Here is a 14,274-nt window from a genome sequence, read left to right on the forward strand (position 1 = left end):
AAGGACGCCACGCCGGCGATCAGGGTCGCCGCCAGGGTTCCTTGGGAGAGCGCGGCCACGACACAGGCGCCTCGTAGCACCAGGGCACGCGGCAGTCGGTCGGCGAGCACACCGCCCAGCAACAGGAGCGACACGTTCGCCACCGACCGGGCGCCCACCACCAGGCCCACCTGGGTCAGGGAACCGGTCACGTCCAACACCGCGAAGGCGAGCGCCACCGTCGCCATGCCGTTGCCGAACATCAACAGGGTCCGGCCCAGCACCAGTGCCCGGAAGTTCCGGTGCCGAAGCGGAGCGAGGATCCCCACCCCGAGTCGGGCCTTCACCTTCTCCCTACGAACCACGCCCCGCCCCTGACCTTCCGTCGATCCGGGTAGTCGACAGCAGACATCCCAAGCGGGGCAACCGCTTTTTCGCTGAGCCGGGGTCAGTCCAGAATCCAGCCGCGCCCCTCCGCGGCCAGTTTCTCCACCAGGGTGGCGCTGTCGTGTTCCTTGGCGAACAAGTGCTCGGGCCGGGTGATCGGCACGATCCACAACCAGCGCACCGGATCGCCCTGGAAGGTCAGTCCACAGGTGTCCGGCGGCACTCGGGCGGGGTCGGTGACCAGAGGGTCGGGATCCTCCAAGAGCAGGACCGCCCCCGCTCCACGACGCATCACCCGGTCCTCGGGGTTGTCCAGCCACTTGACGGTGTGCCCGGTGCCGAACCAGGTGACCGCTCGCCAGGGGAAGGCCCCGATCCACCGGAAGATCCGCGCCGCGTGGTGGGCGGGCAACGTCGTGGCCAACGCCAACTCCACTCGGGCGTGGCCTGAGGTGTCGGCCATGTACCGGTCCAGAGTGGGCATCCGCTGACCGCACATGCCCACCGTGGACAGGATGGTGAACGGTCGCTCCCGCGAGGGCGGGCGCTCCGAGACCCGCAGCAGGGGCGGGTGCCCGTCGGAGACGTCCCAGTAGTGTCCGGCCTCGCCCACTCGACGATTCAGATGGCTCAACACCGTGCGCTGCACGCTCCGCCAGGCCCCCGAGGCGCGCCGCCAGTCCCAGTAGGCCTCCGCGTGTACCACCCGTGGCCACAGCCGGTGCTTCACCGAGTCCAGCTCCCAGGCGTAGGCGCTGCGCCCGATGGCCTCACGGGCGTAGCCGGGCAGCCCGCTGTCGGCTTCGGCCCAGCCGGGGATCACCGCGAGCAACCCCTCCTCGTCCATCAGGGCCACCCCGTCGCCCTCCTCGAACCAGACCGCGCGCAACGTGGCCGGGTCGAACCGGGGGCGCCCCTGTGGGTGTTTGGTGTAGGCCTCCGGCATGAGGGGGGCTCGACCCTGGTAGAGGTCTCCGGGTTGGACCTCGCGCGGGGCGCTCTCGTGGTTGGCCAGCCACACCGGCACCCGGATGCGCTCACGGGCGTCCAACAGGTAGGCGGCGGTCGTGTGGGAGTCGCATTCGACGACGACGCGGCGGCTCTGGTACGGACTGATCTCGTCGAGCAGGACGTCGATCTCGGTCACCGGCCCTCCCACGTGCCGTCCCTCAACGGGGGTCGTGTCGTCGTGGTCGCCGAACCAGGAACATCCGTCCGGGCCGTCCACACTGCGCGTAGAATCGAAGGTAGCGCCCTGGCAGGCGGAGCAACGCCGCAGCCGCGTATAAGTCGTATAACGACCCACGGTGCCACATCACTTCCGCGCCGGGCGCAGTCCATCGACTCCACTCTTTACGGATGCTTATGCCCGCCGAGCTCACTTTCGTCGCCCCCCGTCGTGCCAAGCCTCCTCGGCACCTGGCCGACCTCACCCCGGAGGAGCGCCAGGAGGTCGTTCGGGAGCTGGGGGAGAAGCCCTTCCGCGCCAAGCAGATCGCCAAGCACTACTACGGCGCCCTGGAATCGGACACCTCGAAGATGACCGACCTTCCAGAGGCCTCCAGGGCCCGGCTCGGCGAGGCGCTGCTGCCCACCCTGCTCACCCCGGTCCGGCACATCACCTGTGACAACGGGATGACCCGCAAGACCCTGTGGAAGGCCTTCGACGGGGTGATGTTCGAGTCGGTGCTCATGCGCTACCCGGACCGTGTCACCCTGTGCATCTCCTCCCAGGCCGGCTGCGGCATGAACTGCCCGTTCTGCGCCACCGGCCAGGCGGGGCTGACCCGTAATCTGTCCACCGGCGAGATCGTCGACCAGGTGGTCGCCAGCGCCCGTGACCTGGCCCGTGGCGAGGTCGCCGGCGGACCTGGGCGGATCAGCAACATCGTGTTCATGGGCATGGGCGAGCCCATGGCAAACTACAAGCGGGTATTGCAGACCGTTCGGCGGATCACCGACCCGGTCCCGAACGGCCTGGGTATCTCCCAGCGTGGCGTGACCGTCTCCACCGTGGGCCTGGTCCCGGCGATCAACAAGCTCATCGACGAGAAGATGCAGGTCCGCTTGGCGATCTCCCTGCACGCTCCCGACGACGAGTTGCGCGATGAGCTGGTGCCGATCAACACCCGGTGGAAGGTGGACGAGGTCCTCGACGCCGCTTGGCGCTACGCCGGTACCACCGGCCGACGCGTGTCCATCGAGTACGCGTTGATCAAGGACATCAACGACCAGGCATGGCGGGCCGACCTGCTCGGCGAACTCCTCAAGGGCCATCTGGTGCACGTCAACCTCATCCCGCTCAATCCCACGCCGGGCTCGAAGTGGACGGCCTCACGCCCCGAGGACGAACGCGAATTCGTCCGGCGTCTACAGGCGCACGGGGTGTCCGTCACCGTCCGGGACACCCGAGGTCAGGAGATCGACGGGGCCTGCGGCCAGCTCGCCGCCGCCGAGAAGTAGCACCGTCGTGGTCGAGACCTTCCTGGCCTTCGTGGTGGCCACCGCGGCCGGGCTGGTCCCGATCCTCAACATCGAGGCGTATCTGCTGGGCGTCGTCGCCCTGTTGGACGATGGCGCCCTCGTCGCGATGTCGCTGGTCGCGGCGTTGGGGCAGACCCTCGGCAAGATCCCCTACTACTACGTGGGCAAGGGCACGATCTCCGCGCCCTGGCTCAAACGCCGGGCGCGGACTCCGGGTAAGTGGTCGGAGCGCATGGCCGGTTGGCGGGCCAAGGCCGAGGCCCGGCCGGCGTGGGGAATGGGGCTGCTGGCGCTGAGCTCCCTGGTGAGCGTTCCGCCGTTCATGGTCGTCTCGGTGCTCGCCGGTGTGGTTCGCATGAACCTCGTACTGTTCTGCGTGATCACCTTCCTCACCCGTACCGCGCGATTCCTGGTCCTGGTCCTGACCCCCGCCTGGGCCCTGACCTACCTGCCCTGACCGACCGGCACGGACATGGGCTCAGAGGACATTGTCGGCCAGGCGAACGAACGCCTCCACCACCTCGGGGCCGTGTACGAGCGCGGCGTCGTTGTGGTCGAGACTCGGCACCACCACTTCCTCGAACAGGTCCGAAGCGGAGTTCGCCACCACCTGACTCTGCTCCGGTGGCACGATGCCGTCGGCCTCCCCGCTCACCACGGTGGTGGGTACCTCGATCCGCGCCACCTGCTCGGCCACCGGATAGTGCTCTCGCAACAGCAGTCGCACCGGTAGGAACGGGTAGTGGTGAGCGCCCATGTCGGCCAGCGAGCTGAACGGGGAGCGCAGGAACAGTCCCGCTGGTGGACGTTCCAGGGCCAGGCCGGTGGCCACGCCCGCGCCCAGGCTCTCCCCGAAGTAGAACGTGCGGGCTGCGGTGAAACCGCGTTCGGCCAGGTGATCGGCAGCGGCTTGGGCGTCGGAGGCCAATCCCTGCTCCGAAGGGGAGCCCTCGTTGCCGCCGTAGCCGCGGTAGTCGAACACCAGCACCGAGAATCCCTCGTCTGCCAAGGCTCGGGCCAAGAACGTCCGGTTCTCCCGGTTGCCGGCGTTGCCGTTGGTCACCAGTACGGCGGCCTGGCGGTCCTCGCCTCGGGGTGGAACGAACCAGCCGCCGATTTCGAGGCCGTCATCGGTCTCCAGGCGCACGTCCTCGGCGGTCTCGATCACTTCCGCGGCGGGCGGGGGTTCACCGCCGGAGGGCAGGTAGATCATGGACCTTTGCATCGCCCACAACAGTCCCACCACCAGCACGAGTACGAGGGTCCCCACGGCGGCCACGAGTAGGAAACGTTTTGCCCGGCGTCCGTGGGGTCGGGCGTCGGTGCCGGTCACAGCGGTTCCTTTCGGGAGAAAGCGGTGTTCTCCACGTGCGGATTACCCGTTTCCGGGCCGAACATCCCTAAGGTTTGTGTTGCAAACCAGACTTTCGATGCGTACGGTCGAAGGAGAGTTTGCACTACAAACCGGAGGCTCGAATGCATACTCCCCACGACATCGACCACCTGGAACGGATTCGCGCGGTGACCGCCGACTTCGGTGGATACCAAGGCCTGTACACGTGTCTGTTGGGCCTGTTCGGAATCTGGGTGGCCTTCACGCCCTTGCCGCCGGTCGGGCCTTGGACCGGTCTGTTCCCGATCGGGGCGCTCTTGCTCGTCGGTCTGTTCGTCGCCGCGCAGCGCCACTACCGTCGTCGCTTCGGTCAGGTGCGTCCACGCTGGACGACGCGGCGTGTCCTGTGGCTCGTCCTGGTGCCGATGGGGTTGCTCTTCGGGTACCTCCTCCTGATGAGCGTGACCAACGTGCTCGGCGTTCAGGGTGGATGGGTCTTCGGTGTCTTCATCGCCATCTGCCTGGCCGTGATCGGGTGTTCCCACCCGCGCACGCGGTGGCACTACCTGGTCGGCGCCGCACTCCTGCTCGCTCTCGCCCTGGCACCGCTGGGTGCCCTCGTTCCCTCCGGGATCCACCCCTTCGAGTGGGAGTACCCCGTGATGGTGCCCCTGGTCGCGGGCGGCATCCTGGTGGTGAACGGGCTGCTCGACCACCGTACGCTGGGGCGGACACTCACCTCGGTGAGCGAGAGCGAGACGGACTGACCATGGGCACGCCCTTCGAAGACATGGCGGAGATCGACCGCCTGGTACACGAACCCTCGCGGTTGGCGATCACCAGCGCGCTGTCGTCCTGTGAGAGCGCGGACTTCCTCTTCCTCCAGCGCATCACCGGACTGTCCAAGGGCAACCTGTCCAGCCACCTGTCCAAGCTGGAGAAGGGCGGGATCGTCGCCATCTCCAAGAACGCCTCCGGCCCCCCTCGCACCACCATTCGGCTCACCCCGGCCGGACGTGAGGTCGTCGCCGAGCACTGGGAGCGACTGACCCGTCTGCGCGACGCCGCGCGCGACTGGACCGCCTCCCAGGAGTGAACCCCGAAGGCGGTCCGTCCGCTCTCGTTCCCTTGATCAGGCGGTGACCAGGTCGCGGTTGCGAAATCCCACGAGGGAGACCGCGCCGGCCGAAAGCACCGCTCCCAGGTAGAGCAGGTACGGCCCCACCTCGAACTCGTCCATCGGTGGCTTGGCCAGGATCTCGAAGGCGCTCAGGTTCATCGCCCAGTCGGGGAAACCCAGCAGCGCGCCCAACATCGTGGTCAGGGCGCTGTACGCCAGCCACAGCCACACCAGGAAGGTCAGGCGCGGGAGCAGTCCCAGGACCAGTGCGGTCAGGGCCACGAAACCCAGGGCCCCGGGTAGTTGGGCCAGGGAGGCCTCGACCATCCGCCAAACCCACTCGAAGTCCTCGATCGCCACGGAGGCGCCGAGCCCCAACCCGAGTCCCCCCACCATGACGATGAACACCGTGGCCGAAGTGGCGACCACCAGGACGCCGCCGAACCAGTGCGCTCGGCCGACGGCGGTGGACAGGACCAGTTCGGCGCGTCCGGCGTTCTCCTCGCTCCACACGCGCAGAACCGACAGTGCGCCGAAGGTGGCTCCGGCCATCACCACGTAGGCGGTGATAACGGCCAGGAACCCACCGACCGCGTCGTCGACATCGCCGCCGAGGATCACCCCTATGTCCGGGTTCGCCTCCAACATGCCCTGGATCTCGGTGGCCAGGGTGCCGAACGCGAACGAGAACAGGGCGACCGCGATGGCCCAGGTGATGATCGAACCGCGTTGCTGGTGCAGGTGCAGGGTGGTGGGCCCACGGAGTAGTCGCCCCGCGCCGACCGGACCGGGCCGAGTGGCGACCAGCCCGCTACCCAGGTCCCGCCGGCCGGCCAGGACGTGGGCGATCGCGAACGTCACCACGAGGAAGGCCCCGTACAGTGCCAGCGGTTCCCAACGCAGGTCGACGAAGGGTCGGGTCTGCTGCACCCAGGCGAACGGAGAGAGCCAGGACGCCAGGCCTCCCCCTTGCTCCGCGAGGTCGCCCACCACCCGGGCCATGAACAACAGGCCCACCACGAGGAAGGACAACCCGGATGTGGTGCGTCCGTGCTCGGAGACCTGAGCGCACACGGCGGCGATCGCACCGAAGGAGATCCCGGCCAGGGCCAGCCCCAGGCCGTAGGCGAGGGAATCGGCGACGGGCATGTCGAAGGCGATGATCGACAGTGCGATGAGGCCACCGATCAGCAGGTTGACCAGTGTGAGGGTGACCAGGGCGGCGGTGCTCTGGGCCCCGGCCCCCAGAACGTTGGCGCGCAGCAGTTCGGCGCGGCCGCTCTCCTCCTCGGCTCGGGTGTGCCGGATGACGTGCAGGATGCTCAGCACCGCCAAGGCGATGAGCAGACTCGCGGTCAGCTCGTTGACCAGCATCGGGCCGAGTGAGTAGTCGTCCAGCCCATAGCCGGGGCCACCGAAGACCACCCCGGTCGGGGTGTCCATGAGGGCCGCGCGCGCCTGCCGCGATTCCTCGTCGGGGAAGGCCTCGTCCAGGGTGGGAACGGTGACGGCCGTCGTTCCGACCAGGGCCAGGGTCCAGACCGAGAGCCGTATCCGGTCACGACGCAGGATGAACCGGATCATCGTCCCGGTTCCGGTGAACGCGCTCATGCCCGCTCCCTCCCGTCGATCTCGCCGGCGGCGCCCCGGGCGGCGAGATCGTCGCCGTAGTGGCGCATGAACAGTTCCTCAAGGGACGGTGGGTTGCTCACCAGAGAACGCGCGCCCAAGGTGGCGAGCTCGCTCAGCACCGAACCCATGTGGTCGTTCTCCACCGCGAAGACCACCGCGCGGCCGTCGATGCTCAGGTCGTGCACGCCGGTCAACCCCTCCAGCGCCGACGGATCGCCCTCCACCTCGGCCCGGACCGTGGAACGGGTCAGGTGGCGCAGCTCGGCCAGGGTGCCCGACTCCACGGTGCGACCACCACGGATGATGGTGACCGTGTCGCAGAGTTTCTCCACCTCGGACAGGATGTGGCTGGACAGCAGGACCGTACGCCCCTCCTCCTTCACCTCACGCACGCACTCGGTGAACACCGCTTCCATGAGCGGGTCCAGTCCCGAGGTGGGTTCGTCGAGGATGAGCAGCTCGGCGGTGGAGGACAAGGCCGCCACCAGGGCGACCTTTTGCCGGTTGCCCTTGGAGTAGGTGCGGGCCTTCTTGGTGGGATCGAGCTCGAAGCGCTCCAGGAACGTCTTCTTGCGGCGGTCGTCGAGTCCACCGCGCAACCGCCCCAACAGGTCGATGGCCTGACCACCGGTCAGGTTGGGCCACAGGGACACGTCGCCGGGCACGTAGGCCAGACGGCGGTGCAGGGCGACCGCTTCCTTCCACGGGTCACCGCCTAGCAGACGGACGCTGCCGGAATCGGCCCGAAGCAGGCCGAGCAGGATCCGGATCGTGGTGGACTTGCCTGACCCGTTGGGGCCGAGGAAGCCCGCGACCTGGCCGCTGTCCACGGTGAGGTCGAGTTCGTCCAAGGCCTGGAAACGGCCGAAGTACTTGTCGAGGCCCCGGGCCTCGATGGCGGGTACGGACATGATCGAAGCGCTCCTGATCTGGTGGGGATCTGTTGTTCATGGGAATGATCAGTGGCTCTCCTCGGGGGGGTCACCGAGGTACAACAGGTAGGCGTCCAGCATGGTGCGCTCGGTGAGCAGACCCTCGGTGAACATCTCCAGGGCGGGCAGCATGTATTCGCGCTGCCAGTCGCGCAGCACTCGCTGGAAGTCGATCTCCGCGTCGGGTCGGCTCGTCGAGATGAGTACCAGGATGGAACCGATGGAGTTGGCGGCCAACCACCGCGCCCTTTTCTCCGGCTCCCGACTCGGTCGTATGGTGCCCTCTTCCACGCCCCGGGCCAGGTAGCCCTCGGCGTCGACCACCATCATCTCGAACAGGTGCCGTCCGAGCTCACCACCCGACTGGATGGAACGGATGATGTAGCCCAGGACCCCCGCGTACTCCTCGTACCGGGACATGGTGTGGAGGAAGCCCTGGGGATCGTGCGAAACGACCGACGCGGTCTTGGTGTCGGTGATGACCTGGCGCACGTGCTCATCGCAGACCGCGCGCAGCTTGTCCTTGCTGCCGAAGTGGTGGATGACCAGGCCGGGGGAGACCCCGGCCTCCTCGGCGATGGCGCGTACCGAGACGCCGAAACCGTCCTTGCCGAACCGGGTGAGCGCCGCGTCGCGGATGCGGGCGCGTGCGTTGAGGTCGTCACGTGAGGCTGAACGCATATTCAATACATTAAACGACCGTTTAGTCCGCTGGCAAGGGGTCGCTCGAAGGCGGGCGTACACTCAGGACACGTTCGGGGCGGCCGAAGGGGTCGTGCCCAGGGCAGAAGGGGGAGTTTCGATGGTGCAGGTCGCGGTCGCCCAGTTCGCGCCGGGGCAGGACAAGGCACGGAACCAGCGATCCGTGGCGGAGCTGACCGCTCGGGCCGCGTCCGCCGGTGCGCGGGTCGTCCTGTTCCCCGAGTACACGATGTTCACCGCCCCACGCACCGACCACCGTTATGTCGAGGCGGCCGAGGCCTTGGACGGGCCCTTCCTCTCCGAGGTTGCCGACACCGCCCGCCGTGAGGGCGTGCACCTGGTGCTGGGAGTGAACGAGTTCGAGGGTGCGGACGCCACGCACTTCACCAACACACTGGTCGCGCTTTCCCCCAAGGGCGAACGGGTGGCGCTCTACCGCAAGATCCACCTCTATGACGCCTTCGGTGTCAAGGAGTCCGACGTCGTCGCCCCCGGCCCGATCGAGGAGCCGCAGACCTTCGTCATCGACGACGTCGTCTTCGGCATGCAGACCTGTTACGACCTTCGCTTTCCTGAGGTGACCAGACGAATCGCCGATGCCGGGGCCCACGTGGTGCTGCTGGCGGCCCAGTGGGTACCGGGCCCGCTCAAGGAGGACCACTGGCGCACGCTGGCCCGTGCTCGCGCCATCGAGAACACCGTCTACGTGGCTGCTTCCGGGCAGGCCACGCCCACGGGCGCCGGTAACAGCATGGTGATCGACCCCATGGGCACCGCATTGACCTCACTGGGCGAGCAGACGTTCGAGATCGCCTTGGCCCAGGTTTCGGCCGATCGGGTCGTGGAGGTTCGGGACACCAACCCGGCTCTGGCGATGCGCCGTTTTTCGGTGACCGTCCGTGAGCAGGGCTGAGCCCTCGTTCGGGTTCGTGCGTACATGTCGGATAGGGCCTGAGCGTGATCAGGCCCTGTAAGAGGTCTTCCCAGGGTCCGTTACGTAGGGTTATGCTTTCCCTGCACGGAGTGATTCAGATCGGTCAGGGCCCTTCCAGGCGCCGAGAGCTTCTGATTCAATTGAGAGCCGGTAACTATCGGCCCGCCAGACTGTCCTAAACCACGGGGGGAGCAAGGACATTGCGCGGAACGAGCACGATGTGCGAACCAGACACGCGGACCGACCTCGCGTCCCAGGTTCACGTCTATGACCCGAGTCGGCTGAGTCGGGCGCAGTGTATGGGGGAGGCCTGCGTCATCTGCCACACCAAGTGGCCCCGGCCCCGTCGGGTCCTCGGGGAACTGTCGGACGGAGCCCATGTGTACGGGTGTGACGAATGCGCGGAGATCATCGGCCCTCGGCCGGTTCCTCCGAGTAAGCCGTTGGTCGTGGTCCGCTAGTCGGTTTCCCGCTCCTGCGGGCGGAAGATGACGGTCGCGCTCCGGGTCCAAGGGGGAGTCATGGGACCCGGAGCGCTTCCGTCGACGCGCCCGCTTCCATGGGGAGGAGGGGAAATGAGCGCGTCTTTCCACGATGGTCTGTCGTGACACACGTGGTTGGTGACCACACCCCATGAGGGCGCACGTGGCCGCGGACCACACCCGTGAAGGGGTGCCGGTGACAACAATACTCCGTGTGGCCCGTCACCGACGGTCAGTGAGAAACATCCATGGGTGTTTCTCACCGGCCCTCCGTGCCTTGTCGGGAAGGCCCGGGTCGACACCGCCCTTCGGGCCCTGACCCGGATCGATCCGGCGAGGGCGATCGCCTTCGCCGGCTGCGCGAGCGTACACCCCGTACCTCGCGCGTCGACCTTCGGATCAGACTCGACCGGTGCCGTCCCGGTCGGCCACGGATCGGACGGTGTCCAACAGAATGTCGCGTCCTTCGACGGCTTCGTCCTCGGACAGCGTCATCGGTGGGGCCATGCGCAGCACGTTGCCGTGTACACCGCCCTTACCCACCAACAACCCACGCTCACGAGCGGCCTCCAGGGCTCGGCCGGCCAACGACGAAGAAGGGGCACCGGTGTCGGGATCGACCATCTCGATGGCGAACATCAGGCCCTTACCGCGCACGTCCTTCACACAGTCCAATTCACGCAGTGCCCGCAGACCATTGACGATGGTCGTCCCCTGACGCAGCGCGTTGGCCTGTAGGTCGTGCTCCAGGACGTAGTCGAGGGTCGCTCCGGCCGCGGCCATGGACACCGGGTTGCCGCCGAAGGTGGCCACACCCAGCGCCGGAAGTCCGTCCATGAGGTCGCCGCGTGCCACCACACCGCCGACCGCGAATCCGTTCCCCAAACCCTTGGCGAAGGTCATGGCGTCCGGGGTCACCCCGTGGTCGCCGATTCCGAAGAAGCTCGTTCCGGTGCGGCCCCACGCGGTCTGCACCTCGTCCGAGATCAGGAGGATGCCGTGCTCGTCCAAGACCTCCTTGTAAGCGGCGTACAGGCCCTGCGGCGGCGTCGCGAACCCGTTCACCCCCTGAAGCGGTTCGGCGATCAGGCAGGCCACGTTGGGCGCCGCGGTGTCCAAGACGTCGCGCAGGTCGGCCACGCACACGTCGATGTACTCCTGCTGGGACAAGTGCCGGAACGCGGGGGAGGCGTGGTTGGTGCCGTGCAGGTAGTGCACGTTCAGCGGGGAGAGCGAGGAGTTCTTCCACACCTTGTTCCCGGTCACCGCCACGGTTCCGAACGAACGTCCGTGGTAGCTCCCGCGCATCGCCAGGACCTCGTCGCTGCCACGGGCGTACGTGGCCAGTAGCAGGGCGGTCTCGTTGGCCTCGGTACCGGAGTTGGTGAAGAACACCTTGGCTTCGGGGATGCCGGACAGCCGAGCGATCTTCTCGGCCAACTCCACTTGGGAGCGGATCAGGTACAGGGTCGAGGTGTGCACGACGCCCTTGGCGAGCTGACGCTCGACCGCCTCACGGACCTCGGCCACGTCATAGCCGAGTGTGTTGGTCGCGATCCCGGCGAAGAAGTCCAGGTAGGTGCGACCTTCGGCGTCCGTGACACGGACGCCCTTTCCGCTGACGATCTCCAACGGGGACTCGTAGTACAGGGGGGCCCAAGAGGGCATGACCGCTCGGTGGCGCGAGAGAAGTTCCGACATGTCCCCAGTCTCGCCGCACCTTGAGAGGTTGGCCAACACATGCCTTGTGACCAGATCACCCGGTAAGGCGGAACCACTCGTATCCCTGGACTCGCGGAGTGTTCCCCACCCTCGCCGAAGTCCTGAGGACGCCTGCCCTCCAGCACGCCGGCCCCCGCGTGGTCACCGGGGGTGAACCGGTTGAGGGCCTCGCACACCTCCATGTAGGCCTCGTAGGGCTTGACCATGAAGCAGGTGTGCGTGAATCGGCCCGACCGCTCGACGTAGACGGGCGGTACACCGCCCACGCCCTGGGCGACGGCGGAGCTTCGACGCTTCTGGACGGCTCGGGACCCGGGGTCGGGGACCTGGGTGAGGAACCGGCGAGACCGAACGACCTCGGTCGTGGCCATACGGCTGCCTCCTCGCCGGGACGGCCCCAGGTGTCGTGGATCGGGGTGATCCACACCGGGGCTCCGCCGAAGACGCGGGATGGCGCGACACCAGGCCGTCTGGAAGCGGGCGAGCATGGACACAGTGGATAACCAGGGAAACGATCCGTGCCATTGTGTCAGGGTAGGAGTGGCGCGGACGGTCACGGGGGAGGGACGATGCCGCCGACACTGGGAGCCCTGATCCGTACGCCGCGCCTGCGGTTGCGTTTGCTCACCGGCCAGGAACGACTGCACCGACGGGTGGAGTGGGTCGCGGTCAGCGAACTCACCGACCCCACCCCCTACCTGGCCGGGGGAGAGTTGGTGCTCACCACGGGGGTGCGTTGGGCCGAGGAACTTCCGGACCTGCGCGCCTACGTGCGTCGACTGGCCGAGCGGGACATCGCCGGACTGGGTTTTGGCGCCCACGTCATCTTCGACCGAACCCCCGCTGAATTGTGTGAAGCCGCCGAGGAGTTCGGAGTCGCCCTGGTGGAAGTGGCACGGGAGACGCCCTTCATCGCGGTGGGCAAGGAGGTCTCGCGCCTGTTGGCCGAGGAGGAGTACGAGGGGCTGACCCGGGCCTTCACGGCCCAACGCGAACTCACTCGGGCCGCGCTGAGCGGAGCCGAGGCGGTGGTGCACCGGCTGGCCCGGGAGCTCGGCGGCTGGGTCCTGTTGCTCGACCCGGATGGTTCGGTCCGCCGCGCTTCCCCTCTCTCAGCAGCCGAACACGCACGGCGATTGGTCGCCGAACTGCCCCGACTGCGCGGATCCGGCCCCCGTGCCGGTGCCTCGGTGGTCTCCGGTGGGACGCGTGTGGCCCTACAGCCCTTGTCCGCCGGTCGTCGTGTGCTCGGCTTCCTGGCGGTGGGAGGCTTGGAGGACTTCGGTTCCGAGGACCGGACCCTGGTCAACGCCGCGGTGTCGCTCTTGTCCTTGGAAATGGAGCGTCCCACGAACGAGCGCGGAGCCGAACTCGGGCCCGGGGTGCTCGCGGCCCTGTTCGACGGTGCTCTGGACCCGGGGCATCCAGGTGCCACGTCGTTGCGCCGTGTCCTACCCGCCGAGCCGGTGGTGGTGGCCGCCGCGCGGGCTCCCATTCCGCAGGGCCCTCTACCGGAGGGGCTCCTGGCCACCGACACCGCCCTGCCGACCGGCGGCTCTTCCATCGGCAACGTCGAGGTCATGGCGGGTTCGCTGCTCTTGGCTCCGGCGGACATGGTGGATCGGCTGCCCGAGGTGTTCGATGAGTTCTTCGGAGGAGCCGTGGGGCTGAGCGAGCCGGTCGATTATCCGGACCTACCCGCGGCCCGCTCACAGGCCGAACGCGCCTTGGCGGCGGCGGTGGACCAGGGACGAGGGCTGCTGTGTTCGGAAGAGTTGCCCGGTGGCCTTCTGGGACTGGCGGACACCCCGGCCGGACTTCGTTTGGCGGAGGATCTGCTCGCCCCGATCGGTCGGCGGCGCAATGGGACCGAACTCCTCGCCTCCCTGCGCGCCTACCTGGCGGCCTCCGGTCGCTGGGACGCGGCTGCGGAACGGTTGGGGGTGCACCGACACACCCTGCGCTATCGGATGAAGCGCGTTCGGGAGCTGCTCCCCGGCGACCTCGACGACCCCGACCACCGGGTGGAGCTGTGGATCGCCCTCCGCGTCCGGGAGAGGCGCGGATGACCCTGGGGCATCCCGATGTCATCACTCTCGGTGAAAGTGGCGGCGGGTTCGGTCATTCCTCGGGCGGTGGCACGAGGAATGCACCACAATGGGGCCCGATGGCGCTGAGTAATCATTCGGTCACGATGTCGGCCGAGTGGTCTGGGGGACGCTGTGAGGTCACTGCGAGACGAGACACAGACCGGGTACGTCGGTCCGCACGCCGCATCGGGGATGCCGGTGGCCGAGAGGGACTGGCAGGGCGGCGGGGTCGGAGCGGCCTCTTTGCGTTGGAAGCCGCCGGTCGACCAGGGCGAGGTCCGTTCCTTCCTGGCCTACCTACGCTCCTGCCTGCATCGTGAGGCCGTCCACGGCCACCTCGTACGGGCCCGGGACCTGGACTCCGACACCTGCGCTTGTCTGCCGGCCGGAGCGGAACCGCTCTTCAGCGGTGCTCGGGAGGTCCTGCCACTGCACCACGAGAGCGTCCGCGTCATGCGGCTGGCCGGCCGCCATGGT

Annotated in this window: 13 protein-coding genes and 1 pseudogene; 7 read left to right on the forward strand and 7 right to left on the reverse strand. The window is 67.8% G+C overall.

The window, feature by feature from the left end:
• Together D472_RS25355 and D472_RS0111855 are read right to left on the reverse strand one after the other, a co-directional pair.
• The coding region (locus D472_RS25355) for an MFS transporter (protein WP_033303650.1) at window positions 1-344 on the reverse strand (344 nt) is incomplete at its 3' end.
• An 83-nt stretch (window positions 345-427) separates the two neighbouring features.
• The gene (locus D472_RS0111855; RefSeq protein WP_017604699.1) at window positions 428-1,513 is read right to left on the reverse strand and encodes a suppressor of fused domain protein; all 1,086 of its coding nucleotides are present in this window, start codon (window positions 1,511-1,513) and stop codon (window positions 428-430) included.
• Between the two features lie 218 nt (window positions 1,514-1,731).
• Here D472_RS0111855 and rlmN point away from each other — a divergent pair, with 218 nt between their 5' ends.
• The gene (gene rlmN, locus D472_RS0111860) at window positions 1,732-2,829 is read left to right on the forward strand and encodes a 23S rRNA (adenine(2503)-C(2))-methyltransferase RlmN (RefSeq protein ID WP_017604700.1); all 1,098 of its coding nucleotides are present in this window, start codon (window positions 1,732-1,734) and stop codon (window positions 2,827-2,829) included.
• A 7-nt stretch (window positions 2,830-2,836) separates the two neighbouring features.
• On the forward strand, window positions 2,837-3,307 hold the full coding sequence (locus D472_RS0111865; RefSeq protein ID WP_017604701.1) for a YqaA family protein: 471 nt from the start codon (window positions 2,837-2,839) through the stop codon (window positions 3,305-3,307).
• A 21-nt stretch (window positions 3,308-3,328) separates the two neighbouring features.
• On the opposite strand, the gene D472_RS0111870 is transcribed toward D472_RS0111865, so the two are convergent.
• Window positions 3,329-4,183 (reverse strand): alpha/beta hydrolase, encoded by an 855-nt coding sequence (locus tag D472_RS0111870; RefSeq protein WP_017604702.1) that lies wholly within the window; start codon window positions 4,181-4,183, stop codon window positions 3,329-3,331.
• Window positions 4,184-4,302: 119 nt separating this feature from the next.
• Between D472_RS0111870 and D472_RS0111875 the strand changes: the two genes are divergently transcribed.
• Both D472_RS0111875 and D472_RS0111880 read left to right on the forward strand, forming a co-directional pair.
• Complete coding sequence (locus D472_RS0111875) at window positions 4,303-4,950, forward strand: hypothetical protein (RefSeq protein WP_239642959.1); 648 nt, start codon at window positions 4,303-4,305, stop codon at window positions 4,948-4,950.
• Between the two features lie 2 nt (window positions 4,951-4,952).
• Complete coding sequence (locus D472_RS0111880) at window positions 4,953-5,279, forward strand: transcriptional regulator (protein WP_017604704.1); 327 nt, start codon at window positions 4,953-4,955, stop codon at window positions 5,277-5,279.
• Between the two features lie 36 nt (window positions 5,280-5,315).
• On the opposite strand, the gene D472_RS0111885 is transcribed toward D472_RS0111880, so the two are convergent.
• Genes D472_RS0111885 through D472_RS0111895 form a run of 3 tightly spaced genes read right to left on the reverse strand, consistent with a single transcriptional unit; the run spans window position 5,316 to window position 8,548 of the window.
• Window positions 5,316-6,914, reverse strand: coding sequence for an ABC transporter permease (locus tag D472_RS0111885; RefSeq protein WP_017604705.1), 1,599 nt, complete (start codon window positions 6,912-6,914; stop codon window positions 5,316-5,318).
• Window positions 6,911-7,846, reverse strand: coding sequence for an ABC transporter ATP-binding protein (locus D472_RS0111890; protein ID WP_017604706.1), 936 nt, complete (start codon window positions 7,844-7,846; stop codon window positions 6,911-6,913). The genes D472_RS0111885 and D472_RS0111890 overlap by 4 nt, the downstream gene beginning before the upstream one ends.
• 48 nt (window positions 7,847-7,894) lie before the next feature.
• The gene (locus D472_RS0111895) at window positions 7,895-8,548 is read right to left on the reverse strand and encodes a TetR/AcrR family transcriptional regulator (protein ID WP_017604707.1); all 654 of its coding nucleotides are present in this window, start codon (window positions 8,546-8,548) and stop codon (window positions 7,895-7,897) included.
• A 121-nt stretch (window positions 8,549-8,669) separates the two neighbouring features.
• Here D472_RS0111895 and D472_RS0111900 point away from each other — a divergent pair, with 121 nt between their 5' ends.
• Window positions 8,670-9,482, forward strand: coding sequence for a carbon-nitrogen hydrolase family protein (locus tag D472_RS0111900; protein ID WP_017604708.1), 813 nt, complete (start codon window positions 8,670-8,672; stop codon window positions 9,480-9,482).
• A 902-nt stretch (window positions 9,483-10,384) separates the two neighbouring features.
• On the opposite strand, the gene D472_RS0111905 is transcribed toward D472_RS0111900, so the two are convergent.
• Window positions 10,385-11,686 carry an aspartate aminotransferase family protein gene (locus tag D472_RS0111905; RefSeq protein ID WP_017604709.1) on the reverse strand — a complete coding sequence of 434 codons (1,302 nt, stop codon included), beginning with the start codon at window positions 11,684-11,686 and terminating at the stop codon, window positions 10,385-10,387.
• 590 nt (window positions 11,687-12,276) lie between these two features.
• On the opposite strand from D472_RS0111905, the gene D472_RS0111910 reads away from it, so the two are divergent.
• The gene (locus D472_RS0111910) at window positions 12,277-13,776 is read left to right on the forward strand and encodes a PucR family transcriptional regulator (protein ID WP_017604710.1); all 1,500 of its coding nucleotides are present in this window, start codon (window positions 12,277-12,279) and stop codon (window positions 13,774-13,776) included.
• A gap of 153 nt (window positions 13,777-13,929) precedes the next feature.
• Window positions 13,930-14,274: pseudogene (locus tag D472_RS25360) on the forward strand (DNA helicase); the annotation flags it as partial.

The sequence above is a fragment of the Nocardiopsis alkaliphila YIM 80379 genome, assembly GCF_000341005.1.
Lineage (GTDB): Bacteria > Actinomycetota > Actinomycetes > Streptosporangiales > Streptosporangiaceae > Nocardiopsis > Nocardiopsis alkaliphila.